A 26,686-nucleotide genomic window follows, 5' to 3' on the forward strand; every position below is an offset into this window, starting at 1 on the left:
CCGCGGGCGATCTTCGTCTGTCACTGGTTTACGCCCTCGATAAGCTTCTGGGTGCCGGTTTCGGCCAGCACGGTCTCTCCGGCGACAACGGTCTGGCCCAGCACGACTTTCGCGTCGGTCCCGGCTGGAAGGTAGACGTCGACCCGGCTGCCGAAGCGGATCAGGCCGACCCGCTGCCCGCCTGCGACCAGGTCACCCGGCTTCACGAACGGAACGATGCGTCGCGCCAACAGCCCGGCGATCTGGGTGAACCCGATCGCGCTTCCGTCGGGCCGTTCGATCAGTATGTGCTGGCGCTCGTTGTCCTCGCTCGCCTTGTCGAGGTCGGCGTTCATGAACTTGCCCGGGATGTAGACCACCCGGCGCACCGTGCCGCCGATGGGCGCGCGATTGATGTGCACGTCGAACACCGACATGAAGATCGAGACCCGCGTGACCGGCCCTGCGGTCAGGCCGCGCGTTCCGCTGCCGTCATCGACCACCAACTCCTGCGGCGGTTCGACCTGCGCGATCAGCGAGACCATCCCGTCGGCGGGCGAAACGATCAGGTTTTCGCCCTGCGGGACCACGCGCTCGGGATCGCGGAAGAACGCCGCGATGCAGACCGTCAGGAATGCCAGTGGCCAGGCCAGCGTCTCCCACGCCAGCATCGCGGTCACGAGGCTGGCGGCTGCAGTGATCAGCGCGAACTTGCGCCCTTCGGGGTGGATCGCGGGCCAGGCCCAGTGCGCATCCCCCCGCCCCCGGTTGTCGAGTATTTCTCCGGCCATGGCGCGGGCTTAGGTCGCGAGGCCGATTGTCACAAGCGAAACTGCCTGCCCTTCAGGACTTGCGTACGAACACGGTGCCCGCCGAATAGCCCGCCCCGAACGAGCAGATCAAACCGGTGTCGCCGGTTGCGAGGTCGTCGGAGTGCCTGTGGAAAGCAATGATCGACCCCGCGCTCGAGGTGTTGGCATAGGTATCGAGCACCGTCGGGCTCTCGTCCGCGCTCGCTTCGTGGCCGAGCACCTTGTGCGCGATCAGGCGGTTCATGCCCGCATTCGCCTGGTGCAGCCACAGGCGCCTCAGCGCGTGCGGATCGATGCCGAGACGCTCCGCCTCATCGACGATCATCTGCGCGACCATCGGGACGACCTCCTTGAACACCTTGCGGCCTTCCTGGACGAACAGCTTGTCGGCCGTGTCGCGCGCGTCCGGCGCCGCACGGTTGAGGAAGCCGAAATTGTTGCGGATGTTGTTGGAAAACACCGTCTTCAGTCTGGTGCCGAGGATGTCCCAGTGCGACGCCGGGGCCATCTCGGCGTCTTCGACGAGCACCGCGGTCGCAACGTCCCCGAATATGAAATGGCTGTCCCGGTCGCGCCAGTTGAGGTGGCCGCTGGTGATCTCGGGGCTGACAACCAGCACGCTCCGCGCGTTGCCCGCCCGGATGTAGTCGGCCGCCGTCTGGATTCCGAAAGTGGCGCTCGAGCACGCGACGTTCATGTCGAAGCCGAACCCGTCGATGCCGAGCGCGTGCTGGATCTCGATCGCCATCGCAGGATAGGCGCGCTGCATGTTCGACGCGGCGCAGAGCACGGCGTCGACATCGGACGGCGCGCGCCCTGCGCGGTGCAACGCATCGCGAGAGGCAGCCGTGCCGATCTCGGCCATTATCGACAGCTCGTCGTTGGCGCGCTCGGGGATGCGCGGGCACATAGTGGCGGGGTCGAGCACGCTCGCCTTGTCGACCACGTGCCGTGCCTTGATCCCGCTCGCCTTCTCGATGAACTCGACCGAACTGGGTTCGAGCGCCGCGACCTCCCCCGATGCAATCGCGGCTTCGTTGGCGGCATTGTGCCGGTCGACGTATGCGTTGAAGCTGGCGACCAGTTCTTCGTTGCTGATGCTGTCGGCGGGAGTGAACAGGCCGGTGGCCGAGATGACGGGGAGATGCATGCCCGGCGAATTACGCCGCGCTGCACTGCCGGACAGGATGCGCGGGAACAGCGACGATGAAGCCCGACAGGAATCGGTCCTAAATCATTCTGATGGGTTGGAATTTTTCGTGCACAACCTGTATATACCGCTGATGGAATCCGTGACATCGGCCAACCGCCGCAAAGTCGTTCGTGACACTGCGCACCCTGCCGGGGTGAGCGATGACGGGACAGGCGCGGCTGCGCCCCTCTTCGCCAAGATCAAGCTCTGGATCGCGGGAGAGGTGCGCGACGGCAGGCTGGGTCCTGGCGATCGGATTCCCTCCGAAGCCGAGCTGGTCGAACAGTTCGGCGTCTCGCGCATGACCGCCAACCGGGCTCTGCGCGAACTGCAGGCAGCAGGCGTGGTCGTCCGGCGCGCGGGAAGCGGCTCGTTCATCGCCGAACCACGCCCGATCGGCCAGATGATCGAAATCCGCAACATCGCCGAGGAAATCCGAGAACGCGGGCACGCGCATCGCGCAACCGTGGTACAGAACCGGGGCCAGCGCGCCTCGCCCGAGAACGCCGCACTGCTCGGGGTGCCTGCCGGAACGCGCGTGTTCCATTCGATCATCGTCCATCACGAAGACGAAATTCCGATCCAGCTCGAAGAGCGGATCGTCCTTGCATCGATTGCGCCGCGCTATGGCGAGACCGATTTCACCACGACGACGCCGAACGAGTACCTCACCCGGATCGCTCCGCTCGAGCGGGTCGAGCATCGCGTCAGCGCCATCATGCCCGATGGGAAGACGCGCGAGCTGCTCGCGCTGGGTGCGCAAGAGCCCGTGCTGCACATGATGCGGCGGACGTGGAGCGGGGGCCGGCTGGTTTCCCACGCTTGGCTGACCCATCCCGGCACGCGGTTCGAGTTGTCCGCTGCGTTCTCGATCAACGGCTGACGCGTCAGGTCGCGCCTCGCGCGGGCTGCAACCTGCGACGGCGACGCAGCCACCGGAAATCGGCACGGCTGAAACTCTTGAACAGCAGGTAGAAGCCCGTCCCCGCCATCCACAAGGCGCTGAAGCCGACGACGATGATCAGCGGATGATTGAAGCTCTTGCGGTTCACGTAGTCCATGTTGTGGAGCATCCAGAAGAAGTCCCACGTGCGCCAGGTATCGCCCCGCATCACCAGGAAGCGCGCGGTATCCATCGACACATAGGCGCTGCTGTTCTCGTCGTCGGCGAAATCGACTCGCCACATCGGACCCGCGTGATCGCGCGCCTCGAGATTGGGCTTCGCCAGCACGCTCACGCTGCGGATCGGCGCATCGTTCATCATCGCGGCGACCTCGCGCGCCGTCGATTGATCGACCGTGATGGCCTCGCCCGTCGTCGCATCGATCAGGCGGACGCCTTTCGCACTGCGCACTTCGTAGAGCGGGCGCGCACCAATGTCGCGAAGGACGAGGCCGGTCACCGGTTCGTCACGCGGAAGCGAAGCCAGGGCCGCATACTCTCCCGCAGGTAGCGGGTGCGCGTGGCCCATCCCACCATCGTGGCCGCCGACCTTGTCCATGTCGAGCAGTGCCATCATCGAGCCGCTGAGCGCCCAGAGCAAGAACTGGATGCCGAGGATCAGCCCCACCCACTTGTGGATGCGGCGGAACAGCAGTGGACTGAGCCGAAGGCGCGTCATGCCGTCTTCCTCTTGCGGCGGCGCGGGAACGACCAGATCAGCAGCCATGCGCCCATCACCGCCATCGCGAAAGTCGACCACGTCGCCACGCGAAGCAGCGGATTGTTGACATCGGTGCGCGTGTCGTAATCCATGATGTGCAGCATCCAGGCGAAGTCGAAGATGCGCCACAGCGCGTGCCTGCGAGAGATCAGTTCACCGGTGGTAGGGGACAGGTACAATGTCGGCCGGTTCCAGCCGACGAACTCGACCTGCCAGAACGGCGCTTTCTTCGACTGCATCTCAAGCGGGGACTCGGTCAGCAGGCGCACAGCGACGATCTCTGGATCGCCCGTGTAGTAAGACCGTGCCAAGGCGCGGATCTGTGATTCCGTGGGTGGCGGGAGCGGCACCCCGGTGGCGCCGTCGAACAGCTTCGCGCCCTCGGGGGTTTCAACACGCCAGACCGGCACGCCGAGAAACCGCTGCAAGCGGATTTCCGACGCGCCGGCGGCCGCGGCGACGACTTTCGATGGCTCTGCGAGTTGCGACATTCCGAAGGGCTCTACCGTCGCCGGACGGATGAGGTGATCGCCATGTATTATGTCTATGTGGACGATCACCATGTACATACCGGTCACCGTCCAGAGCAGAGCCTGGACGCCAACCAGCAAGGCTAGCCATTTATGCGTTCGTCTGACGAGCAGCGGCCAGCGGACTGCCATTTCGATACCCTCAGAAAGCCGTGCGGAAGCCGACGTAGAAGCGGCGGCCGAGCAAGTCATAAGTCATCGTGTCGGTATTCGCATCGGTGAAGCTGCGAATGTACGGTGCCTTGCGATCGAACATGTTGTCGACGCCGATCTGGAACCGGGTCTTTGCATCGACCTCGAAGGCCAGTTGCAGGTTGTGGTAGAACACGTTCGGCGTCCGGTACCCGATCTGGTTGGGCGCCGCGTTGAAATCGGTCGCCTTGCCGATCCACTGGGTCGACCAGGTCGCGCTGATGCCGTCCTTTTCCGCCGTCAGCACGCCATAGCCGCGCCACTTGGGGTAGCCGCCGTTGCCGCCGCCGATGAACCCGTCGAAGAAGATCGGCGCACCGCCCGGGAAGGGATAGACGACGTACTTGTTGAGGTACGTCGCGTTGAGGTCGAGCGAGACGTCCACCGCGCCGATCCCGGTCTGGTAAACGAGACCGAGGTCGAGGCCGCTCATTTCTTCGCGACCCGTGTTGATGGGCTGCGCCGAAAGGTAGGTCACTTCGCCGGTCAGCGGGCTGCGGGTGAAATCGTCGCAGAACGGATGATCGAGGTTGGGTGCGGCATAGCAGACCGCCAACTTGGTCGAACCCGGAATGGCGCGGATCGCATCCTTGATCGTGATGTCGAACCAGTCCGCGGTCAGCGTAAGCCCCGGGATCAGTGCCTTGGGCGAGAAAACCGTGCCGACAGTCCAAGTGGTGGAGCTTTCCGGCTGCAGGTCCTGGTTGCCGCCGACCGTCGTCAGGATCGTCGTGCCGAGCTGGACGTAGTTCGTCGGCACTCCCGATGCGCGGCAATTGGCGACCAGCGTGGCGTTGGTGCTGGTGCCGTAGCGCGAGCACGGATCGGTCGTGGTCAGATTGCCTTCGGACACGCCGCCGAACAATTCGGGTACGTTCGGGATGCGGAAGCCGGTCCCATAGGTGCCGCGCAAGCGGAAGGTGTCGCTGATGACCCAGTCGACGCCCGCCTTGTAGTTCCAGTCGCTGCCGAACAGGTCGTAGTCCGAATAGCGGACCGCGCCGTCGAGCGTCAGCGCCTCGAAGAAGGGCGTGTTCGCCAGGACCGGCACCGACAGTTCGACGAAGGCCTCCTTCGCCACGCTCTTGCCCGAGATAGGACTTTGCTGGTTGGTGTTGGCGATGCCGAGCACGGTCAGCGGATCGGGGTCCCGCCAGCCCTTCTCCTTGCGATAGGCAAGTCCTGCGGCGAACGACACCGCACCGGCAGGCAATCTGAAGAGATCGCCGTTGAGGTCGGCCGTCACCGTCGCGAGTTCGTTGCCGCCGCGATCGCGCGAGGTGAACAGGATGTAGTCGAGCACCTGCGGCGTCAGGTCGCCGAAGCCGAGGTAGTCGGCGCACGGGATGGCCGCGCCAGCCGCCAAGCTGCACTTCGTCGTGTCGATCGAATTGCGCACGCGTTCGAGGTTGGCGATGTTGGTCGAACCGTCCACAGCGGTGTTACGTCCGAAGGCACCGGCTACTTCCCACGCCCAGCCGTTTGCAAGGCCTCCGCGAAGTCCCAGCGTCCCCTGCCAGGTGTCGGTCTCCTGGAAAAACTGGCGCGGGCCCGGCTCGGCGAGGCGACGCTGGACGAGGACGATGTTCTGGCCCGTCGGGTTCGTGGGATTGGTGGCCGAAATCGCCAGATTGCGCAGTGTACCCGGGGTCGCGATCTGGCTCGACTTGCGGAACGTATAGAGGAATTCGCCGAACGCCTCGATACCGTCGGTGATGTCGTAGTCGGCGAACAGCGCGGTGCTCACGCGTTCGATCGGGCTGACCGCATTGAGGAACGGCGCCGAGTTGAAGTTGTGTTTCGCGGCGCTGTAGGGCTCGAAGAAATTGCCGTTGCCACCCGGCACCTGGTTGAAGTTGATCTGCTGGCCATTGGGCAGCACCGCGCGCCCGCCGATCGTCGAGGCGCTGTTGACGCACGACAGGACGCCAGGCGACGTTTCACCCAGCGAGCACGGGGCGCGGGTCGCCATGTTGACGGCTTCGGTCTTCTGGTACGTCACCGCGGCCAGCACGCCGCCGCGGTCGTTGCGAATGCCCCACAGCAGGTCGGCGGTGAAATCGGCACCGTCACCGCGCTCCGTGATGCCCTGGCGCAGGCTGACGCCGAGCCCTTCGTAATCGGTGCGGGTGATCAGGTTGACCACGCCCGCCATCGCGTCCGCGCCATAAATCGCTGAAGCACCGTCCTTGAGGACATCGGTCCGCGCCAGCGCGACGACCGGAATCATGTTGAGGTCAGGCGAGGAGTTTGCCCCGGTGCCACCCGCCACGAGGCGGCGGTTGTTGAGCAGCACCAGCGTGCGCTTGATGCCGAGGCCGCGAAGGTTGACCTGCGCGGTGCCGTAGCCGTTGCCGGTCCAGTAAGAGGAGGTCTGGTTGCCCGCGAACCCGGCGTTCGCCGGCAGGCGCTGGAGCACCGTCTCGATGTTGACGACGCCAGTGTTCTCGATCTGCTCGGCCGAGACGACTGTCGCAGGTCCGACCCCGGCCAGGTCCTGGCGGCGGATGCGCGAACCGGTGACGATGATGTCGCCGGCAGTCGCTGTCGTTTCGTCGGCAGTGGCCGGCACGCTTGCGGTCTGAGCGACAGCGGGTGCGGCGAAGCTGCTGACGGCCGCGGCGCCGGCCAGCAAGATTGTCTTGATCCTCATGGCGAAAACCCCCTTCTTGGCTTTGCTTGGCCAGCAGAGAGCATCAATTGTATATACAGGTCAATCGAAAAATGTGTATTTTTTCAATTGCTTATAGGGGTTTGTCAAAGGCGGATTGACGTAGGCAATACGCAATTCGCGAGCTCACCCCTCACATTTGCGACAAGAAATCGACACGGCGCACAAAAAAGTGCGCTGCGGCCATTTCAGAACCAGATCCGAAGTCCGGCGACGAGGCTCGTCGCGCTCGCGGCGTCCCCGGCAAGACGCGCGAATCGCGCGGTGTCTCCGAACTTGCGGGTCCATTCGACACCGACGTAAGGCGCGAATTCCTTCACCACTTCGTACCGCAGCCGCAACCCCGCTTCGATATCGGACAGGCCCGAGCCGGTCCCGCGTTCGGGCACGTCCTGCAATGCGAAGTTCACCTCCGCCATCGGCTGCAGGATCAATCGCTGGGTAATGCGCTGGTCGTAATATCCCTCGAAACGGGCGTGGAAGTCACCCTTGTTCGAAACGAACAGCGCGCCCTCCACCTCGAACCAGTAGGGAGCGAGGCCCTCGAAGCCGATGGCGGCGTAAGTCCGGTCCGGTCCGTGACCGAAATCCTGCCGTACACCCGCCTGCAGGTTGAAGTAGGGGTTGAGCGCGCGGCCGTAGAGCAACTGCGTCTCGACCACCTCGATCGCTTCGCCGAACGTTCCTTCGCCCTCGCTCTTCACGACGACCCGGTCGATGTCGCCGCCGAGCCAGCCTTCGGCGTCCCAGCGATATCCGTCGCCGCCCTTGCGCGCCTGATACTCGGCGAGGTTGAAGGCGATGGTGCCGAAAGACACCGTGCCGTGATCGCCCATCATCGCGTGACGGGCATGGTCCATTTCCGCCTTGGAGAATACTCTGTCGGCGTACCAGTCCGACGGCGGTGGGGGAGCCGGAGCATCGCCGGGAGGCAGGTCGGTTCCCACAGCACCAGTCGGTGCGGGCTTCTCAACCTCGGCAGGCGTGCAATGCCCCATCGCAGCGTGCTCGGGTGGACATTCCGGGTCGCCGGCCGGAGCGATCGGCGCAACGGATGGTTCTTCCAGCGTGCAATGGCCCATCGCCGCGTGCTCGGGCGAGCAGCGTTCCTCACCCATCTCCTCCTTGGGCGGTGCCGGTGCCTCGGCAGCGTGATCGCCGTGGTGGCCGTCATGCGATTGCCCAGCCGCCGGGGCGGCGACAGCGAGCGCCGAGATGCCGGCGAGAAATACGACCGCGGACTTCATGCCGCGTCCTCCCGCGGGCGCACGCTCACGACGCGCATCATCCCGGCGTGCATGTGGTAGAGGAGGTGGCAGTGGAACGCCCAGTCACCGAGTGCGTCGGCGGTGAAGTCGAACGTCGCGGTTCCGCCCGGCTGGACGAGAACCGTGTGCTTGCGCGGCGCGCGGTCCCCCTTGCCCGTCACCAGCTCGAAGAAATGCCCGTGGAGGTGGATCGGGTGGACCATCATCGAATCGTTGATGAGGTTCACGCGCACACGCTCGCCTTCAATGAAGGGAATGGGCTCATGGACGTCCGACATCTTCTTGCCGTCGAACGACCACATGAACCGTTCCATGTTGCCGGTCAGGTGGATGTCGAGCGAGCGATCCGGCGCGCGCACGTCAGGATTGCGATCAAGCGCCACCAGGTCGTGATAGGTCAGTACCTTGTGGCCGACGTTTTCGAGTCCCTGGCCCGGCTCGCCCATGCGGTCGACAGGCATCGGCGAAATCGTCTGGACTCCGGGATCGCGCGCCACCTGCGGTGCCACGCTGAAGTCGCGCATCGAGTGGTCCATTCCGCCGGCTCCATGCCCCATTGCGGCATGGTCGCCACCAGCGTCGGCGGCGGGAGTGCAGTGGCCCATCGCGGCATGTTCAGGTGCGCAGGCCGCATCGCCCGCGCCCATGCCGCCCATCCCCATGTCCTTCATCGTGGCGAGCGGCCGCTCGCGAAGGGGCGGGACCGCCGCAATCATGCCCGCGCGCGGCGCAAGGGTCGCGCGTGCCATGCCCGATCGGTCGTTTACCTCGGCGACGAAGGTATAGGCGCGATCCTCGGTTGGCGTGACGACCACGTCGTAGGTTTCGGCGACGCCGATCTGGAACTCGTCGACCGCGACCGGCACCACGTTGAGCCCGTCGGACTGCACTACGCTCATCGGAAGGCCGGGAATGCGCACGTTGAAGATCGACATCGCCGAAGCGTTGACGATGCGCAGGCGCACCCGCTCGCCCGGCGCGAACAGCGCAGTCCAGTTGTCGGCAGGCCCGTGTCCGTTGACGAGGAACTGGTAGGTCGACCCGTTGACGTCGGCGATGTCGGTCGGGTCCATCCGCATCCGGCCCCATTCGACCCGCTCGTCGAGCGATTGGTCCTTGCCCGCGAGCAGCCCACCGAGCGTCTGGCGCTGCATGTTGAAGTGGCCGGGGTTGACCTTCATCTTGCGGAAGATTTCCCCCGGCGACATCCTGCTATGGTCCGACAGGACGATCACGTGCTCGCGGTCGTAGCCGACGGGGTCGGCGCCCTTGGGGTCGATCACGATCGGCCCGTAGTGGCCCAATTGCTCCTGCAATCCCGAATGGCTGTGGTACCAATAGGTGCCCGCCTGCAGGATCGGAAACTCATAGGTGAACGTGGATCGCGGCTTGATGCCGGGAAAACTGATGCCCGGTACGCCGTCCATGTGAAACGGCAGGATCAGGCCGTGCCAGTGGATCGAGGTGTCTTCGTCGAGGTCGTTGACTACCGTGAGCTTCGCCCGCTGCCTTTCGCGCAGGCGAATCAGCGGACCCGGTATCGTCCCGTTGATGCCGATCGCCCGGCTGACCTTCCCGTCGATCCGCATCGTCTGGCGTGCGACGCGTAGCGTGATGTCCTCGCCCGACACCGTCGGCAGAGTGGAGACTAACCCGGCGGACACAGGCTGCGCCCAGGCAGGGTACCACGCGGCCAATGCCGCGGTCGCGCCGCCTGCCGTTGCTCCGCCGATGAAGCGCCGCCGATCGATGTGCATGAGGAACCCGTAATCCAGTGAGTGTGCAAGGGATACGCAGCCTGCGCGCCTGTCCCTCAATCCATTTCGTCGCCGAGAAGCGCGCGCAACCGGGCCCGCGCACGATAAAGTCGGGTCTCCACCGCTTTTTCGGTGATCCCCAGTGTGTGCGCGGTTTCGGCTTGGCTCAGTTCCTCGATTCCGCGCAGCACGATCACTTCGCGCAGGTTCGCCGGGAGATCGACGATCGCACTCTGGACTCGAGCAAGTTCTGCGCGATCCGCCGCCTCGTCGTCGATAGCGGGCGCGTCGCCCGCGATGTCGTAGGCGCTCTCGAGCGGCACGGCGCGGGTGAAGAACGAACGGACAGCGCGCCGCCGCCCCCAATCGCGGCATTTGTTGAGCGCGATCCGCGAAATCCAGGTGCTGAACGGGCGATCCCCGTCGTATCGTGACAGCGCGGCGAACCCGGACACAAAGGTTTCCTGGGTCAGGTCCATCGCCTCCCCTTCGTCGCCCACGTTGCCGCGGATCAGGCGAAAAACCGGCGCCTTGTAGCGAGCAAGGAATTCGCGATAGGCATCCTGCCGCCCGACCTGGGCCAGCGCCGCGAGTTCACGGTCGCTGCATTGCGACAGATCGAGCGTCACCTCGGTTCGTCGGTCAGCGCCTTGACCACGACCCGATCGAACATGGCGGCCTGGTCCTCGTCGAGGACGCTGCGCATCGCGAACAGGTGCCGCAGGGTTTCCTTCTGCAGCGCACCCATCGTCATGTGCATGTCGTCGACCGCGCGGGTGACCCGGGGGCCGTAACCGTGCTCCGCCTCGATCGCCTGCGCCAGGCGGATGTTGGCCGCGCGCAACTCCAGCTCGAGCGCCTCGCGCTGCCCGGTGTAACGCGCCTCGATCGCGTCGAGGCGAGCCTCCTGCTCCGCGGTCAAAGACAGCTCGCGGTGCATGAGGGCATGCAGTTCGGTCTCGTTTTGCCGCGGCGGCTCGATGAGGACCCGGCCCAGCACGACACCGACGATGGCGGCGATCAAGGCGACTGCGCCGATAATGGCGAGCCGCATAGTGGAACTCATCGGTCAACCGACCGAATGATGGAATCGAGTGGGCTCGCGGGAGCGAGCGGTGTCAGCGTGTTCGCGGTAGCGCTCACCGGTACAAACGTGCCCGCGACAATGCCGCCGGTAAGCGAGAACACAGCGGCAATCGCCATCAGCCGGCGGTTTGCGGCCATTTCGGATTTGCGGCGCGCAACTCCGGCAATCACCCGGTCATCGAGCGATTCGAGCGCAGACGGCATGGCAGCCGATCCCAATTTGCGAAACCTGTCGTGCATTGCCTTCACGGATCCTTCCAATCGAGACATACGCGGCGCATTCGCGTAGCCCTCGCCCGCCTCCCGGAATTGCGTAGCGATCACCGCAAGGGGCGCCGCCAATCCATGCGTATTAGCAGGACGAATACCGACTTGGAGTTTTTTATGATGAAGTCCCGCCATTCCATGCTCGCCGCCATTGCCGCTTCGGCGCTGATGCTGGCTCCGGGCACCGCGCTGGCGCACGCGAAGCTGGTGGCATCCACGCCTTCGGCGAACGCGAAGGTGGCCAAGGCCACTGCGATCCAGCTCAAGTTCAACGAAAAGCTGATCGCCTCGACGGTGAAGACCGAGCTCGTGATGACCGGGATGCCGGGCATGGCGGATCACCCGCCGATGAAAGTCGCTTTCTCATCGGCGATGGGCAAGGACGGCAAGTCGCTGACTCTGACGCCCAAGCGCGCGCTGGTTGCCGGTACCTACAAGGTAAAGTGGTCGGCCGCCGGTGCCGATACGCACCGGGTGGGCAACGAGTTCAGCTTTACGGTGAAATAATCCGATGGCCGAGCCGCTCATGGCCGGCGTCCGGTTCGCGCTTTACGCCGACCTGATGCTGGCCATGGGGCTGGCGGCATTTCTCCTCTACGGGATGCGTCCCGTCGAGCGCGCCGACCCCGCTGTTGTCAAGACCATTCGCCGGTCGCTGCTGGTACTAGGCGCGCTTGCCCTCCCACTTTCGTTCGCATGGATGCTGGCGCTCGCCGCCCGAATATTCGGCGTCGCCATTCCTGCGCTCGATAGGTCGATGCTGGCTCCGATCGTACTCGAGACGAGCGTCGGGACGGCATGGCTGGTGCAAGTCGCCTCGCTCGCTGTCTCAACTTGCGCCGCGGTGCTGCTGGGACGCCAGCCCACCCTGGCCGCGACCATCATCACCCTCGCGGGAAGCATCGCCCTCGGAACACTCTCATGGAGCGGTCACGCTGCGGTCGGAGAGGGAGGAACGGGCTCGCTGAACCGCGCTGCCGACGCCATTCACATGATCGCAGCCGGTCTATGGCTCGGCGCAATCGCAGCCTTCTTCCTCCTGATCCGCTCCGCGAATTCAGAGGCGGGGAGCGTCGCTGCGCGCGAGCTTCCTCGCTTCTCCCTGACCGGGACCGCTTTCGTCGCTATCCTCGCCGCAACGGGCCTGCTGAACGTCTGGATGATAACGGCGATCGGCGACCCGCTGAGGTGGCCGCCCGGACCCTACGGCACGATCCTCGCGATGAAGCTCGGTGTCTTTACGTTCATGTTGGGGCTGGCCGCCCTGCACCGGTGGAAGCTTGTCCCGAGACTCACGGGACCGACCAGCGATGCCGACACACTCCGCCGCAGCCTGGCGTTGGAGTTCGCCGCCGGGCTTGCGATCCTCGCGGCCGTGGCGGTGCTGGGTCTGCTGGAGCCGTGAGGCGGGAGAGGGTGGTGGACAGGGCTGGTCAGGGGCAATTCCCTGAATTCAGCTACTTCGCGTTGTCCAACCGCCTGTTTTCGGAAGAAGCGCCCCTCCGTAACCGGTGAGGCCGTTGTCCAACCTTTTCGCAGAATGGCCGGCGCGGCGGAGCCTCTTCACATGGCGGCCTTGGCCGGGTAGCGGGCCTGCTTTGGGAGCAGGATGTCGCAGGTTCGAATCCTGTCTCCCCGACCAACTTTTCAATGACTTAGCGGAGAGGCTGTGGAGGCGGTTTACAGGTGGTTTACACATGGGCCGCGCGATCGCCGACTTCGGACCCGATTTGTTCGCGCTGGAGTGCAAGCTGCGCTGAGCCGCGCTATCGGGGCGGGATGCCCCGCCGATCGACCCGCAAGCCTGTCGCCATCCCCGCCGGTTGGACCGTGCACGACGGCAGCGGCATGCCCGTGCCCGGCTCGACCTGCCCCGCCGTGATTTTCCGCATCGGCACGCGCACCAGGTCGGGTGCTTACGACGCGCGCAACTGGCGCGACCGCGCCGAGGATAGCTGGAGCTGGTCGCCGGGCAGCACCGACCCGATGGACATCATCGCCTTCCGCGAGGAGCCCGACGAGTGGGTGTCGGTCCCGAGGCTGGTGCCGTGAAGCTCAAGCTCGAGGCCGCGTTCATCCTGCTCGTCACCCTCTCCGGGTTCGCGCTGATGGTCAGGGGCTGGTTCGGCTAGAACAGCCCGAGGAACTTCGGACGACTGCGTTTTACCGCGGCGCGGTCTCGTTCCTCGCATCGCTCGACGATGCCGACGGCCGCCCGGTATCGATCGTTGGACTTGTCGAGCTGTCCGGTCTGGGCGTCTGCGAACTGGATCCAGTCGCCGACCGTCTCGCCCGCCGACAGCGGAGCGCCCGGAACACCGCCACGCCAGTCATCGGGCAGGAGTGAACTGCAGGCACTCGGGGCGCTGATGATAGGCGGCGCGCCGACACAGGCTGCGCAAACCAGCATCGCGGGCAGGACGAGCAACAGGCGCAGCCGCGCCCTCGGCGTTTCGGATCGCATCGGCATTCTCCATCGTGATCGTGTCGGTGGCCCGCTCCGCCCCACCCTGCGCGCCGACCGTGTCGACCGCATCGCCGCCGCTCTCGATCGCCGCCTCGGCGGAATTGCGGCCGAGCTTCGCCTCGGTCTTCGCCCGCTCGCCGTTCGTCAGTGCACCGAACAGCCACAGCACGCCGAGGACGACCACGACGGCGGCGATCGCCCAGGCGAGGGGCTTGCGGAAAAATTCGAAGATCACAGGCCCTCGACCATGTGCCGGACCATCGCCTCGGCCTGTGTGTAATCGAAGAGGTTGGTTCCCGTCGGTTCGTGACGCATCGGCTCGCTCAGTCCGAGCGCCTTCATCGCGGCCGGGCTATCATTGAACTCCCGCTTGAAGCTGATCCCCGCGTCAGGGTTGAAATTCTCGGGCAGCTTCCACGCGAGGAAGCGCTCCGTCATCTGCTTGATCTGCTGGTCGGTCATGTCGTCAGTCCCTTCTGAAACTCGACCGCATAGGTCGCGATGTCCGCGGCCCGGTCGGTGCCGTTGATGATCCGCCGCGCGTCCTTGAACTGGGCGTGCGTGGCCTTGCCGCTCTCGGGCAGGTAGGTTTTGAGCGACTTCCCGGTGAACCAACCGTCGCGCATCCCCTCGCGCATGATCGCCGCGGCGTGGCCGGGCTGCATCGCGAGATCGGGATCCGACACGAACGGCGCGCCCAGCTTGTCCTGCGCGCGGGCGTAGTTCGCCCGGCCGGTGAGCTGGACATAGCCCCTCCCGGCGAATTTCACCCCGTCGCCCTCGACCGTGTTGCCGAGCCGCCTGGCCACCTGCGGCCGCGCGCCCTGCGGATCGTACATCCGCCGGAAATAGGCAGCGCCGCCGTGCTCCTTGATCGGCTGCATCGTGCCCGCCGTCTCGTGATAGGCCGTGGCAAGCGCGTAGGCGGTCCACGAGAGCGGCCAGCCCCTGCACGCCGCGATGATCGCCTCGCACCCGGAAACCTCGTCAGCGGACAGCGTGGGGCCGAGAATGCGCCCTTCGCGCATCGTGTCGAAGAACGCGGTCAGGTTGGGCGTAAAGGCATCCGCCACGCCGAACGTCGGCACCGGCAGCTCGCGCGGCAGCGCCGCCTCGACCTCGCGTTTGAACGCCTCGACGTCGGCCAGGTCGGACCAGCGCGCGCCGCGCCGCTTGGCCGCGCCGAATATCTGCGCCCACTGCGTCTCAGCGAGCATAGTCGGGCCTTCCGTCGCTCGCCGGCGGAGTCTCGACCGGCACGGTCGGCAGCTCGGGGCTGGCCCCGCCCGCCGGCTTCGGCGCCTTGATCGCCTCCGCCGTCTTCGATGCCGAGTAGCCGAGCGCGATCGTGGCGATCATCGCATAGGCCGCATCGGGGATGCCCTGCAGGAAGGCCGTGCTGTCTTTCGCCATGCGCGCGCCGGTGCCCGCTTCCACGAACCACGATTCGAAGCCGGAGATCAGCCCTACGCTGAACGCGCCCATCACCGGAATGGCGATGATGCCGCTCGTCGTGAGGGGTCGAGTGACCGCCACCGCCTTCACGATCCACGGCGGCAGGTCGCCCTGCGAAAGGTCGAACTGGTCGAGCAGGCTCATTCGCTTTTCCCTTCGTCGAGCTTGCGCGCCCGGTCGGCCATCTCCCCCGGCGTCGCGATGCGCGAGACGTGGGTCATCGATGCGAGCCGCAGGTTGTAGAGTTCGCGCTGCAGGCCATCGATCTGCAGCGACTGGGCGGACAGCCGTCCCTCGTAATCGCGACGCATCTCGGCCAGCTCGTGCAGGCACAGCCGCCGTTCCTCGGCCATCGCCTCCTCGAGCGCGCGGATCCGCTGGAGGAGGTCGCCGCGCAGCGACCCGTCTTCCTCCACCCGCAGCCGCTTGAGCACGGGCCACGCCTTGATCAGGCCGAGCAGGACAATCGAGACCAGCAGCCAACCGCTGATCGTGCCAGCGGGCAGCGCCCGCACCAGTGCCGCCACCTCAACCATTGCGCGGGAGCCAGTGCGAGGCGCCCGCGAGCATCGAGGAAACGAGGTAGAGGCAGCCCCACAGCACCAGCTCGCCCGGCTGCATCAGTCCCTTGACGTTGGGGTAGAGCCACCAGCGCAGCACGAAGCCGAGCTGCACCGCGCCGTTGCCGACGAGGAACGCGGCGAAGAAATCGGCGATGCTCGGATCGCGATCGCGCACGATCCGCAGCACGGAGGGCAGGCGCGACAGCATGACGCTGAGCCACAACGTGCCCGATAGCAGTTGCAGCCCGTCGATGACCTGGTTGCCGTTCACAGCCGCCCCCACAACACGAAGCCGATCGTGCCGAGGCCGATCAGGATGATGAGGCCGATGCCGAGCACGGCAACGGATTCGTCGGTGGTCACGACGCGGCCATCAGGCCGTGTGCGGCGAGCAGGTCGAGTATCGCAGACGTTGCGGCACGCCCCTCGGTGTCGACCGTGGCTCCCCCTGCCGGGTCTGGAATGAACGCCTGCCGTGCGCCGACCACTTGCGTGCCCGCCACTTTGTAGGCTGTGACGGTGTCTACGTCTCCGTTGCCCTTGACCGAGAATTTGAACGTGCCCGCGCCCGCGCCGGACGATCCGCCGAAGATGTAATCCCCGCTGGATTCGCCGAGCGTATGGAACCGGGCCGCATAGCCAGCACCCGTCGCAGGGCGGCTTTCGGCGGTGAAAGCCCAATCGTTCAGGGTGTTGGCAATAGCCAGTGTCGGTGATCCGAACAGCGGATCGGTCTCAATCCCGAGCCGAGCGCGCGGAAAGACTGCCATTCCGTCGCCGCGCACCGATGCCCGGATGGTGCCGTCGAGCGCGAAGGCGAGGGCATAATCCTCGTTGTTCCCGCGCGACATGTCGATCCGCACGCCGAGCGCCTGCGCGGTCTCGAACCGGCTGTCGAACACCGCCGCCCAATCCTGCACACCGGTCACGGCGTAGATGCGCGGCTGCGCACCGTTGCGCGGGAGGTAAGATACGTTGTCCGGGTCGCCCGCCTCAATGAAGCCGGACCACAAACCGGCACCTTTGACCACGCCATCACTATCACCATACGACTGGACGCGCATCGCCTCGTTCGCTTGGTTATCATTCGAGCAGACCGCGAACCGCATGAACGTGCGCGGAGGCTGGTCGGTGCCGAACGCAATGGCCCCGTTGACCAGCACGTCCAGCGATCCGACGTTCCACAGTTTGCCGCTGTTGTAACCGCGAAAGTCGAGATAGCCGAGTTGGGTATTGCTGGTGACCACCGTGGGAGCGGCCAACGTCCCCAAGGCTCGGCGAAACGCAACGCCTGGCGGGAAGTTCGCGGCAGTGTCGATCGTGATGCCGTCGGCACTTTGCGTGTTGTGCCCGATGTAGATGGGTCCGATGTCGGCGGGCACGTCGCTTCCGGCGAGTTCGGTATCAACCGACTGCATTGCGGTGCTGCCGAATGCGCGCTTCGCAAGAACAGCCGTCGAAAGCGGCAGGCTGTCGAGCAGCACCGCCACCCCCGCAACGTCGCGGTAGAGCGACAGCAGCCCGCCCGAGAACACCCAGAACGTCTCGTTCGGCCCGACCGCGGCAAGGCCCGCCGCCGTGGTCTGGAACACGTTCGCGAGGCTCAATGCGGCGGCTTGCGAGACCTCCTTGCTCGCCAGCGCGTCGGCGGCGGCAGACGTGGCGATCGCCGCTTTCGCCGATGCCAGCGCGGTGCTTTCACCGAGGTAGATCGGCGTTGGCGATCCGTTGATGTTGACAGTCAGGTCAGCCATTGGTCACCTTTCCGGTTACGGTTGCGATCCCGCCCATCAGGCGCATCGTGTCGCCGCCCGAGGGCGTGAACACCACGTCCCAGGCGAGTTGCACCAGCGCATCGCCATCGGTGTCGGCGATCAGCGCGGCGGTTTCCGCATCGGTTAGGGCAAGGGTGAACTCGGTCGCATCGGCGTCCGCGTCGTATCCGTCGTTGGAGCAGGTAAAGTCCTCGACCGTCGCCCCGGCGGCATCGGGATCGAGCCTCAGGCTGGAAGCGATCGTCGCCCCGGTCCAGTCACCGCCCAGCGCAAAGGTCCACGCGAACGGCAACCCCCGATCGATGTTGATCCCGTTGGGCGCGAGCTTTCCGGCCGCGCGCAACTGGCGCAGCCACTCCTCGAAAGTGGTCATCGATGGTCCTCAGTTCTCGTAGATGTTGTCGCGCCAGCCCGGAGGGGTCGCACCCCCGCCGCTGGTTCCGGTGCCGCCAGTCACGTCGGTAGCGAGCGACCCGACGTAGTGCCGATCCGGGTTGCTGTCGCTCGTCGCGGCATCGGTGCTCACTTGCGTTGCCTTCAACGCCACCGCACCGCCCGCCCGATCGGGATCGTCGTAATAGACGTGGTACAGCGTGTCGTCCGACAGCGCGGTCACGCCGTCCGCCTCGACGGTGAGCGTGCCGCCCGTCACCGCAACCGACTTGTCGGCGTAGGTTCGCACGTGATCCTCGACCGTGATCGCGGTATCCGTCGCCTGCAACAGTCCATCGAGCGGGTCGGCATCGGTGACATAGCTCGAGGTTATCAGCGCGGTATCGTACCCCGCCGGGCTCACGGCCGCCGCCGCCAGCTCGTCGCGCTCCTGCGCGGTCTGCCCCAGCGCCGGGGTCGGCGGCGGGGTGCCGGTCAGACCCAGCGCGTAATCGTGCTTCGCCTCGGTCTCGCCGATCAGCGTCAGCTTGACCTTCATCGTCGCGGGATCGATCTCGCGCTGGATCACCACCGCATCGCCGTCGAAATCGAGGGACGGGAAATCGAGCGTCAGGCAATCGCCCGGCTTCACCCACCGCCACTGCGGCTTCAGCGTGACCTCGATCGGCCCCAGCTCGCGCGCATCGACGAGGGCGTAAGCCGCCAGCTGCGCCACCTGGTCGACGTCCTTGACCAGGTTCCACTGCCGCTCCTCGACCCGCTCCTCGCCGTCCTCGGTCACATAGGTCGGCACGGTGACCGTCTCGGCCGCGGTGAATTCCCAGTTCGCGTCCGGGTTGCGGTACTTCGGCGAGATGCCGTTCACCCGCGCGCGGTACGATTGCATCGCGGTGATCGACAGGTCGTCGTCGGCGATGTCGTCCTCGGTCACCGTGGCAAGGCTGACCTGCGGCGCGCGATAGCGGACCGACAGCACGCCCCCGGTCACCACCGGCTCGCCGCACCCGGACACCATGATGTCCTTGAGGTTCGCCCACCGGTCTCCGGGTTCGTAGATCGTCCCGCTGATGCTCCAGCCATTGGCCTCGCACACGTTCGCCCACGCGGCGAAGCGGGCGAGGTCGATCCCCGCCGCCGGCTGCCCGATGCCGAACACCTTCTTGCCGTTGGCATACCGGCCATAGGCATAGGCGATCGCGTGCAGCGCCGGGTTGTCCGAATACTCCCACGTCGATTCGTCGTCGATCCGGTGCGTCCCCGCGCCGCCGGGGAACGTATCGTCGAGCCGCGGGTCGTAGACCGCCACGCCCTGCCACACCGCGCCGAGGTTTGGCAGGCCGCTCGCGAACCGCTTGCCGTCCTTGTCGAACTTCGCGTTCCACAGGATCGCGCCCTGCCCGCTGAGCTTCGAATCCGCGTCCCACCCCGGCAGCCCCGCGAAGTGCGGCGTCAGCGCCGCCGCCTCTGGCTGCGCGCCGAGCTGCGTGTCGGTGTAAAGGTAGGTCGAATACCAGCTGAGATCGCTGGAGAAATCAACCATCGGCGTGCACGCGGCCAGCGGCCCGGCGACCGAGGCCACCACCACCAGCGCGCGGTACGGATTCGGCACCTTGTTCAGCGTCGCGCCGTACCCGGCATCGTGGCGCAGCACGCCCGCCGAATAGGCCTCGCCCATCAGGTAGGGCGATGGCGGCTCGACCCCGATCTGGATCTTCGTCTCGCTCCCCCGCGAGGGCGGCGGCTTGGTCAACAGCTGCGCGCCGGTTGCGGCGACCGCGCTGGCGATGCTCGCGGCGGTGGCAATCGTGCCCCACAGCGCCGCGCTCACGCCGAGGAACGCCCCACCGGTGCCGACCGTCAGCGCGACCGTGCCCGCGACGAGTGCCACCGCCCCCGCGATGGTCGCCACGGTTTTCAGGACCTTGCTCATTCCCAGCCCTCAAGTAGCGAAGCGGTAGGGCGCATCAGACTCTCCACGCCTTCTCAAGCACGCGGCCCGGCTCGGTGAAGATCGTCATGCCCGGTGCCCCTTCCGAATATCCGATCGCCGTGCTTCCCAGCGAGATCACGATCGCGCCCAGCGCGTCGTCGCCGGGCAGCACGCTCACGTCGCCCGGCAGCATCATGGCCACCGGGATCGGTGTCAGCAGGTCGTCGAGCATCGCCTCGACCGAAGCCCAGCCCCGCTTCTTCAGCTCGCGCAGCGCGTCCTTCGGGCCCGCCAGCTTCGGCACCTTTTCGAACCGGTGCCCCATCCGCCGTGCGTGGAACGCGAACAGGTGGATGCAGGTCGTGTTGCGGTCCCAGGAAAAGGGCCGGTCGCGATACTTCGCCATCGTCGCCTTCAGCGCGCGCTGGCGCTTGACGAGAGGATTCAGCTTCTTTCCCATGTCCGCCCGATCAGTACGCGAACCGCGAGACGGCGTAGCCGCCACCGCCGCCGCCAGCCCCGCCCGGGGCATAGCCCGCGCTCGACGCGGCAGGCGATTTCTCCACCCCCCAGGCCACCGCCACGGTCAGCCCGGTGGCGTTGTCGTGGCCCGTCTCGCCCGGCCAGACCGACTTGTGGAACACCGGTGAGAGCGAGTTGCCCTCGTTCCGCAGGAACAGCCGCTCGAGCGTCGAGACGATCGTCATGTTCAGGTCGCGCGCATTCCGCCCGACGCGCAGCACGGTCTGGTCGATCTGCCCGAAGAACAGCAGGTCCGGGTCGCCGACCAGCAGCCCGGTGTCGACGTCGTATTCCCCGATCCACAACCGCACCGCCGACCGCTGGAAGCCCGGCTGCGACAGGTCCGCCGGCGCGCTTGAGGCCGCCGGGTTGAGCGCCAGCTCGAGCGCGGGGATTTCCTCGCCCACGCCCTCGGTCAACGCCGCGAGGCTGGCGATCGTGCCGAACGTCGGATCGACGCTGGTGTACGTCTCGCCGTCGAACTCGATGAACCCGCCGTCGCACAGCCGCACGGTGGCATCGGGCAGATCTATCCTGAGCAGGCCGACGAGGGAGATTCGGTTCATGTCAGCCGCGCGCCAGCTTCACGATGGCCGACGGCACAAGCGCGGTCAGCCCGCACAGCAGGGTGAGGAGAAGCTGGGTCATGGGGGGTCCTTGCTTCCCGAGATGGATGGTCTCGGGGGCCAATTCTATTCCACGAACAGCACGAAACCCTTCTTGCCGTTCGCCTGAACCGCTGAATAGTTGAGCGTCATCCCATCGCTGTCGAAGCTTGTGAGTGTCGCCTCTACCGCTGCGCCTGACGGTGAACGCAGCAGGATAGCGGTATTCTTGACCTGAGAACCCGTGTTGGTGGTGGCAGCGCCGCTTTCGATGTAGATTGCGCTGCACCACTGTTCATCGCCGATCGCGCAAATCGAGTGGCCCGTCATCAAGTTGGACGTGCTGATCGGGAACGTGGGGTCGGTCGCTTCAAGGCTCGTCAGGACAACCAGCGCAAACTGCGGAGTGAACCCGACGCCCGTGACTGCATGACTTCCGGTCGAGGTCGGCGTGATGAAGGTTTGCAGTTTTGTGCGCCGCCCACCGAAGTTGAGGGCGGTGTAAAGCAGTCGGTCGCTACCCGCGCTCGCGCTGGGTGTCAGGTCGAAGCCGCTCGTGGTGAAATTGCCCGCCGTGATGGAATAGGAAAGGGAACCATCTGCGGAGCCTATTTGCCCTCCGCAGCGGTTCGTAAGAAGCGCCTGCAAAGGCGATCCATCCGCCACGTTATCGGCTTCGGCAATGAGCGAGCACATTTGTGTGCCGTCAGAGAGGGCCACGCCCAGGCTGAACGTGAAAAAGGACTCGTTGAGAAATTCGGTAGTTGCGCAAATGCCGAACAGGATCACAGCATCGGGTTTGAAGCTCTGCGACTGTGAAAGCGCCGATGTGCCTGTGCCGAGGTTCGCGGCTCCTGCACCAGTCGTCAGGTCAGACCCGCCGAACGCTATGTAGAAGTCCCGGAAGTTGGTGGTGGCGGTGCTGTAGTTCACGCGAATGCCGCCGCTTATCAGGGTCGCGCTGCCGGATGAAGCCGCTGCGCTACCGGCTGAGTTGTAACTTAGAACAGTGCCGCCGCCAGTGTCGTAAATCCTCGTCACGTCGGTAGTGGTCTGACCGTCCTCGCTGAATGTGCGCGCGAAGCTTCCCAAGATGCTGCCAATCCGGGTGATGCCGATCTGCGCCCCGACTGTTCCACCCGGCTCATTGGCAACCGAGTTGCGGGTGGCAAAGATCAGTGCAGCCTTGGGAGTTAGGCCCGATAGTGTCGCGGTGGTGTAGTCTACGTTGCCAGTCGTCGTGCCCGTCTGGAAGTCCTGCACGGCCACGATGGAGTTTGCCAGAGGTGTGGCGGCTACCTCCCCCACCATCATCATCCCGAAGTCGCCGAACAGGCTCACGAATCGTCGCCCGCGTTGACGGTGTAGTTCACCCGGATCGCCAGCAGCTTCGCGTCGGCGACGAGGGTGTCGCTGCCGTTGTCCGCGTCGCGGTAGACCTGCACCAGCAGCGAGCATTCGTTGCCGCCCGTGCCCGCCGGGGTGATCGCGTTGGTGAATGCTGAGACCATCCGGTCGCCCGAGGCGGTCACGCCGTCGGTCACGGTCTGCGCGGTGCCCCATGCGCCATCGACCGGATCGTCGTCGCGCTGGTATTGCGCCTGCGCGCCCCACACCACGTTGCCCGTCGCGCCCGCCGTCCAGACGAACTGGACCGCCACGTTGCCCTCGTCCCAGCTCTTCGGCATCGGGATCGAGACCTGCGCGAACTCGTCGGTCGATTGATCGAAGTCGAGCGTGCGCGTCATGACCTTGTTGGTCGTACTCTCGGTCGTGCCCGAGGCCGCGCCGTTGGTCGTGCGGGCGACCATCGCGCCAGCAAGAACCGGGATCGTATGCGTGCCCTGCTTGAGGCCGCCCGCCGACGCGAGCGCGGCAAGGTTGGCGCTGTAGGCCTGAACGTCAGCCCCGATCTCCAGACCGAGGTTGTCCCGCGCCGTCGCCGGGTTCGCCACGTCCGACAGGTTGTTCGCCGCCGCCAGCTTCCCCGCCAGCGCCGTCGCGATCGTGGTCGCGAAGTTCGGATCGTCGCCCAGCGCCGCCGCCAGCTCGTTCAGCGTGTCGAGCGTGCCGGGCGAGGAATCGACCAGCGCGGCCACCGCCGCCGCGATCTCCGACGAATCCGCCTTGCCCGCGACCGCCGCGACCAGGTCGGCCACCGCCGCGTAGAGCTCGGTGAAGTTGTCGTTGGCCTTGCCGCCCGCGACCCGCAGCGTATCGCCCGTGCCGTCGTTCGCGACTGTGCCGAGGCCGATCGTCTGCTGCGCCATCGTCAGGAATCCATGTCGAAAGTGGGGGGCGCGTCGTCATCGTCGAACGAGGGCACGGTCATCGCCCCGCCGACCGCCTCGGTTTCCTCGATCACGATGGCGCCGCCGATGCGGACGAGCCGGTCGACCGACAGCGACCAGCCCAGCGTATCGATCAGCGCACCGTCGATCGTCGGCTTCGCCAGCAGCACCTCCGCCCCATCGGGCAGGGGCGCGCGCAGAGGCGGCTCGATCGACACGCTGACCGCGCCGTCCCCGTCCGCCGTCGCCACGCCCACCGCCTGGTGCAGGTAGCGCGATCCGCCGTTGCCGACGAACGTCATCCAGTACCCCTCGCGCACGGTGTAGCCGGGGTTGAGCCCCGTCAGCGCTATCGTGGTGCCCGCCTGCCCCGCGCCATCGACGACAGGGGAGCCGGGATTGCCCTGCGACGCGCCGAGCAGCGGGTATTCGATCCGCAGCCCCTCGCGCTTCGCCCGTGCCAGGCGCGCGGTGAACACCCGCGCGACCTCCGGCCGCATCGGCGGAAACCCCACCGTCACCTTGTACCGCGACCCCGCCCGATCGACCCGCAACGTGGAGCCGCCCGTGGGCGAGCGCAGGAACATGCCGTAATCGATCAACTCCGGATCGACCGCGTTCGGCGCGGGATTGTCGGGCAGCTCGATCATCACCCAACCCGACGCCGCTGCCGCTGCGCCATCTGCGCCTGCGCCACCTGCGCGCCGCCCTGCATGATGGCGGGGCCTGCGCGCACGATCCGCCCGTCGACGACGACGTCGAAATAGGGCGAGGGGATGACCTGGACGGTTGACCCGCCGCCACTCGGCCCGGCGCCGTTGGGATAAACCTTCGACCCGCGCGGGAGGTCCAACAGCTCCGGCCCGCGCTCACCGACCACCGCAAGGCCGCCGGGGTGGAAGTTCGTGCCGCCGGCATAGCCCGGCACCTTGGGAGCGTTGATCCGCCCTGCCACCGTCTTGCCGAACACGCCGATCGATCCGAGCTGCAGCCCGATCCCGATCACCGCCTCGAGGATGCCGAGAATACCGCCGCCCTTGATCGAGTTCGCGAGGTTCGACAGCGACCGCAGCGTCTCGTCGGCCATGTCCTTGAACGACTTCGCCACGGTGACCGCCGTCGTCCCCGCCCGCTTCTTGAACGTGTCGAGCGCATCGAGCACGTCGTCGAGCCCCTTGGTCACGTCGAGCGGGCCCTGCTCGGTGAACACCTCCACCGGGCCGGTCATGCCCTTGAACTCGAGTCCCAGGCGGCGCCGCGCTTCAGACTTTGCATCCTCCGATCGCCCGCTGCCCTCGATCCGATCGAGGTCGGCCTTGTATTTGTTGAACGCCTCGACCTCGGGGAACAGCCGCGCGAACAGGTCGCGCACTTCATCCGCCGCCTTGCGCGCCGCCTCCGTCAGCTTGCGGGTCGCCGCGTCGACCTTCTTCTTCCCGCCCTCGATCCCGATCGCGAGGCCCTGCCCGATGAAGTCGCCGATCTCCATGAACACGCGCGAGGGTGATTGGATGCCGAGGAAGGTCTTCGCATTCGAGATGCCCGAAGAGATCACCGACTTGAGCGCGTCCCACACGGCAGTCGGCGCCTGCCGTATGCCGCGGGCGATGCCTGCGACGATGTCGCGGCCGATCGTCCACACGTCGGACAGTACCTTGCTGACGGCGGCGCCCCAGCCATTCAGACGCGCGACGAAGCTCTCGAACCCGGCCCAAAGGTCGCGCAGGCCTGCCTGGATCGTCGTGCCATTCTCGCGCGCCGCGGCCGCCGTGCGAGCGTTGTAGGCATCGAAGGCATCGGCCCACCGCTGGAAGGTGTTGGAGGTCTCGGTCGCGACGCGCGCCAGGTCGGCGAGATCGGTCGCATAACCGTCGGTCTTCTGGCCTGCCTCGTCGACGCGCGGGCCCAGCAGGCCGACCGCCTCTGCGATGTCGCGCAGGTTGCCGATGATGGGGGTGAGGCGCGGCCCGATGTCGTCCCAGTTTTTCCACGCGATGTAACCCGCACCTATCGCGAGCGCGAGCGGACCGAGCACGGCGAGGAGCGAGCCCAGCACCGAGCCGAGCCCGGCGATTCCCGCCGCAGCCGCGCCACCCGCCGAACCGGCACTGGCCATGATGCCGCCCAGAGTTCCCATGAACGCCAACATCGGAGCGGCGAACTGGATGATCCCGCCGAGCGCGAGCGCGAGTGGGCCAAGCACGGCGACGAGCGCGCCGCCGGCGACGATGGCTGTCTGCATTCCCGGCGACAACGCCAGGAAGCCGTCGGCAATACGGGTGATGATGGGGGTGATGCGCTCTATCGCGACGAGCAGGACGCCGCCCACCGTTTCGGCGAGCGCGTCGAACCGCTTCTTGAGCGCCGCGAGCGGACCTGCGGCCTTGAGCGCGGCTTCGGCCGAGCCGCCATACTGCTTGCTGAGTTCGGAGAGGATGAGCGACTGCGCGCCCGCCACGTTGCCCGCCTCGGCCATCGCCTTGATCTGGGCCTTCTGCTGCGCCGTGAAGCTTACGCCGACACGGGTCAGCGCCGTCACGCCCTTGACCGGGTCGTTCAGTGCCTTGCCGAGCATGATCGCCGACGATTGCAGGTCGGTGCCGAGGCGAGCCGACAGGTCGACAGCAGCCTGCTGGGCGCGGTCGAACACGGATCCGCTGATCTTGCCGAAGGTCAGCAGGTTCGCGGTGACCTTTCGCAGCACCTCGTCGTCGTCGTAGAGCGAGCGCGCCATGATGCCGCTCGCCATGTCGCCGAGCTGCGCGGCGGTGCGACCGCTGGCATCGCCCATCGACTTGAGCGAAGCCTCGACCTGCGCCATCGCGTCGCGGCTTTCGGCGGCGGCCTTCACCGACGCGATGCCGAACGCCACCATCGGCGCGGTCACCGCGATCGACAGCGTCTGGCCCACACCCGACAGCTTCTTGCCGAAGCCTTCGATGGATCGCTCCATCTTGTTCATGCGCCGCTCGGTCGCGGTCGCGCCCTTCTCGAACGCCGCGCTGTCGAGCCCGAGCGTGACGCGCAGGGCACCGATCAGCGAGCTCATGCGTCGTTTCCTCGTCTCGCCGCCATCGCGGCCTTCAGCAGTCGAATGTTGTGCAGCATCGTCGCCCCGCCCTGCGCGGCGCGGTCGGGCCGCGCGTCACCGGTCAGGTCGGCGAGGTCGGGGAAAGCCTTCGGATCGGCGAGATTGAGCCTGGCAACATGCCAGGCCAGCCACCCCCGCCGGCGGCGATACCCGCGCTGCGCCGCTGCCAGCACGCG

The 26,686-nt window shown here is 66.3% G+C and carries 30 protein-coding genes; 4 read left to right on the top strand and 26 right to left on the bottom strand.

Going from position 1 to position 26,686, the window contains the following annotated elements:
• Positions 1–20 precede the first annotated feature (20 nt).
• Together ACWPMX_RS07635 and ACWPMX_RS07640 are read right to left on the bottom strand one after the other, a co-directional pair.
• The gene (locus ACWPMX_RS07635) at positions 21–770 is read right to left on the bottom strand and encodes a phosphatidylserine decarboxylase (protein WP_455699434.1); all 750 of its coding nucleotides are present in this window, start codon (positions 768–770) and stop codon (positions 21–23) included.
• A gap of 52 nt (positions 771–822) precedes the next feature.
• Complete coding sequence (locus ACWPMX_RS07640) at positions 823–1,941, bottom strand: beta-ketoacyl-ACP synthase III (protein WP_455699435.1); 1,119 nt, start codon at positions 1,939–1,941, stop codon at positions 823–825.
• Positions 1,942–2,050: 109 nt separating this feature from the next.
• On the opposite strand from ACWPMX_RS07640, the gene hutC reads away from it, so the two are divergent.
• Positions 2,051–2,866, top strand: a complete 816-nt coding sequence (gene hutC, locus ACWPMX_RS07645; protein WP_455699436.1) for a histidine utilization repressor — start codon at positions 2,051–2,053, stop codon at positions 2,864–2,866.
• Between the two features lie 4 nt (positions 2,867–2,870).
• Here hutC and ACWPMX_RS07650 read toward each other — a convergent pair whose 3' ends face one another.
• From ACWPMX_RS07650 to ACWPMX_RS07685, 8 genes are all read right to left on the bottom strand, one after another.
• Positions 2,871–3,605, bottom strand: a complete 735-nt coding sequence (locus tag ACWPMX_RS07650) for a PepSY domain-containing protein (RefSeq protein ID WP_455699437.1) — start codon at positions 3,603–3,605, stop codon at positions 2,871–2,873.
• On the bottom strand, positions 3,602–4,309 hold the full coding sequence (locus ACWPMX_RS07655; RefSeq protein ID WP_455699438.1) for a hypothetical protein: 708 nt from the start codon (positions 4,307–4,309) through the stop codon (positions 3,602–3,604). Before ACWPMX_RS07655 ends, ACWPMX_RS07650 begins: the two co-directional genes overlap by 4 nt.
• 10 nt (positions 4,310–4,319) lie before the next feature.
• Positions 4,320–7,022, bottom strand: coding sequence for a TonB-dependent receptor domain-containing protein (locus ACWPMX_RS07660; RefSeq protein ID WP_455699439.1), 2,703 nt, complete (start codon positions 7,020–7,022; stop codon positions 4,320–4,322).
• Between the two features lie 206 nt (positions 7,023–7,228).
• Complete coding sequence (locus tag ACWPMX_RS07665; RefSeq protein ID WP_455699440.1) at positions 7,229–8,287, bottom strand: copper resistance protein B; 1,059 nt, start codon at positions 8,285–8,287, stop codon at positions 7,229–7,231.
• Positions 8,284–10,065: a copper resistance system multicopper oxidase gene (locus ACWPMX_RS07670; RefSeq protein ID WP_455699441.1), complete on the bottom strand. Its 1,782-nt coding sequence runs from the start codon at positions 10,063–10,065 to the stop codon at positions 8,284–8,286. Before ACWPMX_RS07670 ends, ACWPMX_RS07665 begins: the two co-directional genes overlap by 4 nt.
• A 56-nt stretch (positions 10,066–10,121) precedes the next feature.
• Positions 10,122–10,694 carry an RNA polymerase sigma factor gene (locus ACWPMX_RS07675; RefSeq protein WP_455699442.1) on the bottom strand — a complete coding sequence of 191 codons (573 nt, stop codon included), beginning with the start codon at positions 10,692–10,694 and terminating at the stop codon, positions 10,122–10,124.
• Positions 10,691–11,131 carry a periplasmic heavy metal sensor gene (locus tag ACWPMX_RS07680; RefSeq protein ID WP_455699443.1) on the bottom strand — a complete coding sequence of 147 codons (441 nt, stop codon included), beginning with the start codon at positions 11,129–11,131 and terminating at the stop codon, positions 10,691–10,693. The genes ACWPMX_RS07675 and ACWPMX_RS07680 overlap by 4 nt, the downstream gene beginning before the upstream one ends.
• Complete coding sequence (locus tag ACWPMX_RS07685) at positions 11,128–11,553, bottom strand: hypothetical protein (RefSeq protein WP_455699444.1); 426 nt, start codon at positions 11,551–11,553, stop codon at positions 11,128–11,130. Before ACWPMX_RS07685 ends, ACWPMX_RS07680 begins: the two co-directional genes overlap by 4 nt.
• Here ACWPMX_RS07685 and copC point away from each other — a divergent pair.
• The 3 genes from copC to ACWPMX_RS07700 all read left to right on the top strand — a co-directional run bounded on the left by copC (position 11,539) and on the right by ACWPMX_RS07700 (position 13,470).
• Positions 11,539–11,925: a copper homeostasis periplasmic binding protein CopC gene (copC, locus tag ACWPMX_RS07690; RefSeq protein WP_455699445.1), complete on the top strand. Its 387-nt coding sequence runs from the start codon at positions 11,539–11,541 to the stop codon at positions 11,923–11,925. The two genes, ACWPMX_RS07685 and copC, sit on opposite strands and share 15 nt — an antisense overlap.
• Positions 11,926–11,929: 4 nt before the next feature.
• Complete coding sequence (gene copD, locus ACWPMX_RS07695; protein WP_455699446.1) at positions 11,930–12,823, top strand: copper homeostasis membrane protein CopD; 894 nt, start codon at positions 11,930–11,932, stop codon at positions 12,821–12,823.
• A gap of 374 nt (positions 12,824–13,197) precedes the next feature.
• On the top strand, positions 13,198–13,470 hold the full coding sequence (locus ACWPMX_RS07700) for a hypothetical protein (protein WP_455699447.1): 273 nt from the start codon (positions 13,198–13,200) through the stop codon (positions 13,468–13,470).
• Positions 13,471–13,748: 278 nt separating this feature from the next.
• Here the strand turns inward: ACWPMX_RS07700 and ACWPMX_RS07705 are convergent, their stop codons facing one another.
• From ACWPMX_RS07705 to ACWPMX_RS07780, 16 genes are all read right to left on the bottom strand, one after another.
• Positions 13,749–14,120: a hypothetical protein gene (locus ACWPMX_RS07705; RefSeq protein WP_455699448.1), complete on the bottom strand. Its 372-nt coding sequence runs from the start codon at positions 14,118–14,120 to the stop codon at positions 13,749–13,751.
• Positions 14,117–14,347, bottom strand: a complete 231-nt coding sequence (locus ACWPMX_RS07710; protein ID WP_455699449.1) for a hypothetical protein — start codon at positions 14,345–14,347, stop codon at positions 14,117–14,119. Before ACWPMX_RS07710 ends, ACWPMX_RS07705 begins: the two co-directional genes overlap by 4 nt.
• Positions 14,344–15,102: a hypothetical protein gene (locus tag ACWPMX_RS07715; protein ID WP_455699450.1), complete on the bottom strand. Its 759-nt coding sequence runs from the start codon at positions 15,100–15,102 to the stop codon at positions 14,344–14,346. Before ACWPMX_RS07715 ends, ACWPMX_RS07710 begins: the two co-directional genes overlap by 4 nt.
• Positions 15,092–15,484, bottom strand: coding sequence for a hypothetical protein (locus ACWPMX_RS07720; RefSeq protein ID WP_455699451.1), 393 nt, complete (start codon positions 15,482–15,484; stop codon positions 15,092–15,094). Before ACWPMX_RS07720 ends, ACWPMX_RS07715 begins: the two co-directional genes overlap by 11 nt.
• Complete coding sequence (locus tag ACWPMX_RS07725) at positions 15,481–15,876, bottom strand: hypothetical protein (RefSeq protein ID WP_455699452.1); 396 nt, start codon at positions 15,874–15,876, stop codon at positions 15,481–15,483. Before ACWPMX_RS07725 ends, ACWPMX_RS07720 begins: the two co-directional genes overlap by 4 nt.
• The gene (locus tag ACWPMX_RS07730) at positions 15,869–16,174 is read right to left on the bottom strand and encodes a hypothetical protein (protein ID WP_455699453.1); all 306 of its coding nucleotides are present in this window, start codon (positions 16,172–16,174) and stop codon (positions 15,869–15,871) included. Before ACWPMX_RS07730 ends, ACWPMX_RS07725 begins: the two co-directional genes overlap by 8 nt.
• 88 nt (positions 16,175–16,262) lie before the next feature.
• The gene (locus tag ACWPMX_RS07735) at positions 16,263–17,657 is read right to left on the bottom strand and encodes a hypothetical protein (RefSeq protein WP_455699454.1); all 1,395 of its coding nucleotides are present in this window, start codon (positions 17,655–17,657) and stop codon (positions 16,263–16,265) included.
• Entirely contained in the window at positions 17,650–18,051 is a 402-nt protein-coding gene (locus tag ACWPMX_RS07740) for a hypothetical protein (protein WP_455699455.1), read from the bottom strand. Before ACWPMX_RS07740 ends, ACWPMX_RS07735 begins: the two co-directional genes overlap by 8 nt.
• Positions 18,052–18,060: 9 nt before the next feature.
• Positions 18,061–20,001, bottom strand: coding sequence for a hypothetical protein (locus ACWPMX_RS07745; RefSeq protein WP_455699456.1), 1,941 nt, complete (start codon positions 19,999–20,001; stop codon positions 18,061–18,063).
• 34 nt (positions 20,002–20,035) lie between these two features.
• Positions 20,036–20,461 carry a DUF6950 family protein gene (locus ACWPMX_RS07750; protein ID WP_455699457.1) on the bottom strand — a complete coding sequence of 142 codons (426 nt, stop codon included), beginning with the start codon at positions 20,459–20,461 and terminating at the stop codon, positions 20,036–20,038.
• Between the two features lie 10 nt (positions 20,462–20,471).
• Entirely contained in the window at positions 20,472–21,089 is a 618-nt protein-coding gene (locus ACWPMX_RS07755) for a hypothetical protein (protein ID WP_455699458.1), read from the bottom strand.
• A gap of 126 nt (positions 21,090–21,215) precedes the next feature.
• On the bottom strand, positions 21,216–22,469 hold the full coding sequence (locus ACWPMX_RS07760; protein WP_455699459.1) for a hypothetical protein: 1,254 nt from the start codon (positions 22,467–22,469) through the stop codon (positions 21,216–21,218).
• The gene (locus ACWPMX_RS07765) at positions 22,466–23,398 is read right to left on the bottom strand and encodes a hypothetical protein (protein ID WP_455699460.1); all 933 of its coding nucleotides are present in this window, start codon (positions 23,396–23,398) and stop codon (positions 22,466–22,468) included. The genes ACWPMX_RS07760 and ACWPMX_RS07765 overlap by 4 nt, the downstream gene beginning before the upstream one ends.
• A gap of 2 nt (positions 23,399–23,400) precedes the next feature.
• Positions 23,401–24,069 carry a hypothetical protein gene (locus ACWPMX_RS07770; protein WP_455699461.1) on the bottom strand — a complete coding sequence of 223 codons (669 nt, stop codon included), beginning with the start codon at positions 24,067–24,069 and terminating at the stop codon, positions 23,401–23,403.
• A complete protein-coding gene (locus ACWPMX_RS07775) occupies positions 24,069–26,468 on the bottom strand; it encodes a phage tail length tape measure family protein (RefSeq protein WP_455699462.1) in 2,400 nt (799 codons plus the stop codon). Before ACWPMX_RS07775 ends, ACWPMX_RS07770 begins: the two co-directional genes overlap by 1 nt.
• The gene (locus ACWPMX_RS07780) at positions 26,465–26,683 is read right to left on the bottom strand and encodes a hypothetical protein (protein ID WP_455699463.1); all 219 of its coding nucleotides are present in this window, start codon (positions 26,681–26,683) and stop codon (positions 26,465–26,467) included. Before ACWPMX_RS07780 ends, ACWPMX_RS07775 begins: the two co-directional genes overlap by 4 nt.
• Positions 26,684–26,686 lie beyond the last annotated feature (3 nt).

The sequence above is a fragment of the Tsuneonella sp. HG094 genome (assembly GCF_053819285.1).

What these genes read in the sequence shown, in the direction of transcription:
- ACWPMX_RS07635 (WP_455699434.1), bottom strand. Translation starts at nt 770, where the DNA reads ATGGCCGGAGAAATACTCGACAACCGGGGGCGGGGGGATGCGCACTGG.
- ACWPMX_RS07640 (WP_455699435.1), bottom strand. Translation starts at nt 1,941, where the DNA reads ATGCATCTCCCCGTCATCTCGGCCACCGGCCTGTTCACTCCCGCCGAC.
- ACWPMX_RS07650 (WP_455699437.1), bottom strand. Translation starts at nt 3,605, where the DNA reads ATGACGCGCCTTCGGCTCAGTCCACTGCTGTTCCGCCGCATCCACAAG.
- ACWPMX_RS07655 (WP_455699438.1), bottom strand. Translation starts at nt 4,309, where the DNA reads ATGGCAGTCCGCTGGCCGCTGCTCGTCAGACGAACGCATAAATGGCTA.
- ACWPMX_RS07660 (WP_455699439.1), bottom strand. Translation starts at nt 7,022, where the DNA reads ATGAGGATCAAGACAATCTTGCTGGCCGGCGCCGCGGCCGTCAGCAGC.
- ACWPMX_RS07665 (WP_455699440.1), bottom strand. Translation starts at nt 8,287, where the DNA reads ATGAAGTCCGCGGTCGTATTTCTCGCCGGCATCTCGGCGCTCGCTGTC.
- ACWPMX_RS07670 (WP_455699441.1), bottom strand. Translation starts at nt 10,065, where the DNA reads ATGCACATCGATCGGCGGCGCTTCATCGGCGGAGCAACGGCAGGCGGC.
- ACWPMX_RS07680 (WP_455699443.1), bottom strand. Translation starts at nt 11,131, where the DNA reads ATGAGTTCCACTATGCGGCTCGCCATTATCGGCGCAGTCGCCTTGATC.
- copC (WP_455699445.1), top strand. Translation starts at nt 11,539, where the DNA reads ATGAAGTCCCGCCATTCCATGCTCGCCGCCATTGCCGCTTCGGCGCTG.
- ACWPMX_RS07685 (WP_455699444.1), bottom strand. Translation starts at nt 11,553, where the DNA reads ATGGCGGGACTTCATCATAAAAAACTCCAAGTCGGTATTCGTCCTGCT.
- copD (WP_455699446.1), top strand. Translation starts at nt 11,930, where the DNA reads ATGGCCGAGCCGCTCATGGCCGGCGTCCGGTTCGCGCTTTACGCCGAC.
- ACWPMX_RS07700 (WP_455699447.1), top strand. Translation starts at nt 13,198, where the DNA reads ATGCCCCGCCGATCGACCCGCAAGCCTGTCGCCATCCCCGCCGGTTGG.
- ACWPMX_RS07710 (WP_455699449.1), bottom strand. Translation starts at nt 14,347, where the DNA reads ATGACCGACCAGCAGATCAAGCAGATGACGGAGCGCTTCCTCGCGTGG.
- ACWPMX_RS07715 (WP_455699450.1), bottom strand. Translation starts at nt 15,102, where the DNA reads ATGCTCGCTGAGACGCAGTGGGCGCAGATATTCGGCGCGGCCAAGCGG.
- ACWPMX_RS07720 (WP_455699451.1), bottom strand. Translation starts at nt 15,484, where the DNA reads ATGAGCCTGCTCGACCAGTTCGACCTTTCGCAGGGCGACCTGCCGCCG.
- ACWPMX_RS07725 (WP_455699452.1), bottom strand. Translation starts at nt 15,876, where the DNA reads ATGGTTGAGGTGGCGGCACTGGTGCGGGCGCTGCCCGCTGGCACGATC.
- ACWPMX_RS07735 (WP_455699454.1), bottom strand. Translation starts at nt 17,657, where the DNA reads ATGGCTGACCTGACTGTCAACATCAACGGATCGCCAACGCCGATCTAC.
- ACWPMX_RS07740 (WP_455699455.1), bottom strand. Translation starts at nt 18,051, where the DNA reads ATGACCACTTTCGAGGAGTGGCTGCGCCAGTTGCGCGCGGCCGGAAAG.
- ACWPMX_RS07745 (WP_455699456.1), bottom strand. Translation starts at nt 20,001, where the DNA reads ATGAGCAAGGTCCTGAAAACCGTGGCGACCATCGCGGGGGCGGTGGCA.
- ACWPMX_RS07750 (WP_455699457.1), bottom strand. Translation starts at nt 20,461, where the DNA reads ATGGGAAAGAAGCTGAATCCTCTCGTCAAGCGCCAGCGCGCGCTGAAG.
- ACWPMX_RS07755 (WP_455699458.1), bottom strand. Translation starts at nt 21,089, where the DNA reads ATGAACCGAATCTCCCTCGTCGGCCTGCTCAGGATAGATCTGCCCGAT.
- ACWPMX_RS07765 (WP_455699460.1), bottom strand. Translation starts at nt 23,398, where the DNA reads ATGGCGCAGCAGACGATCGGCCTCGGCACAGTCGCGAACGACGGCACG.
- ACWPMX_RS07770 (WP_455699461.1), bottom strand. Translation starts at nt 24,069, where the DNA reads ATGATCGAGCTGCCCGACAATCCCGCGCCGAACGCGGTCGATCCGGAG.
- ACWPMX_RS07775 (WP_455699462.1), bottom strand. Translation starts at nt 26,468, where the DNA reads ATGAGCTCGCTGATCGGTGCCCTGCGCGTCACGCTCGGGCTCGACAGC.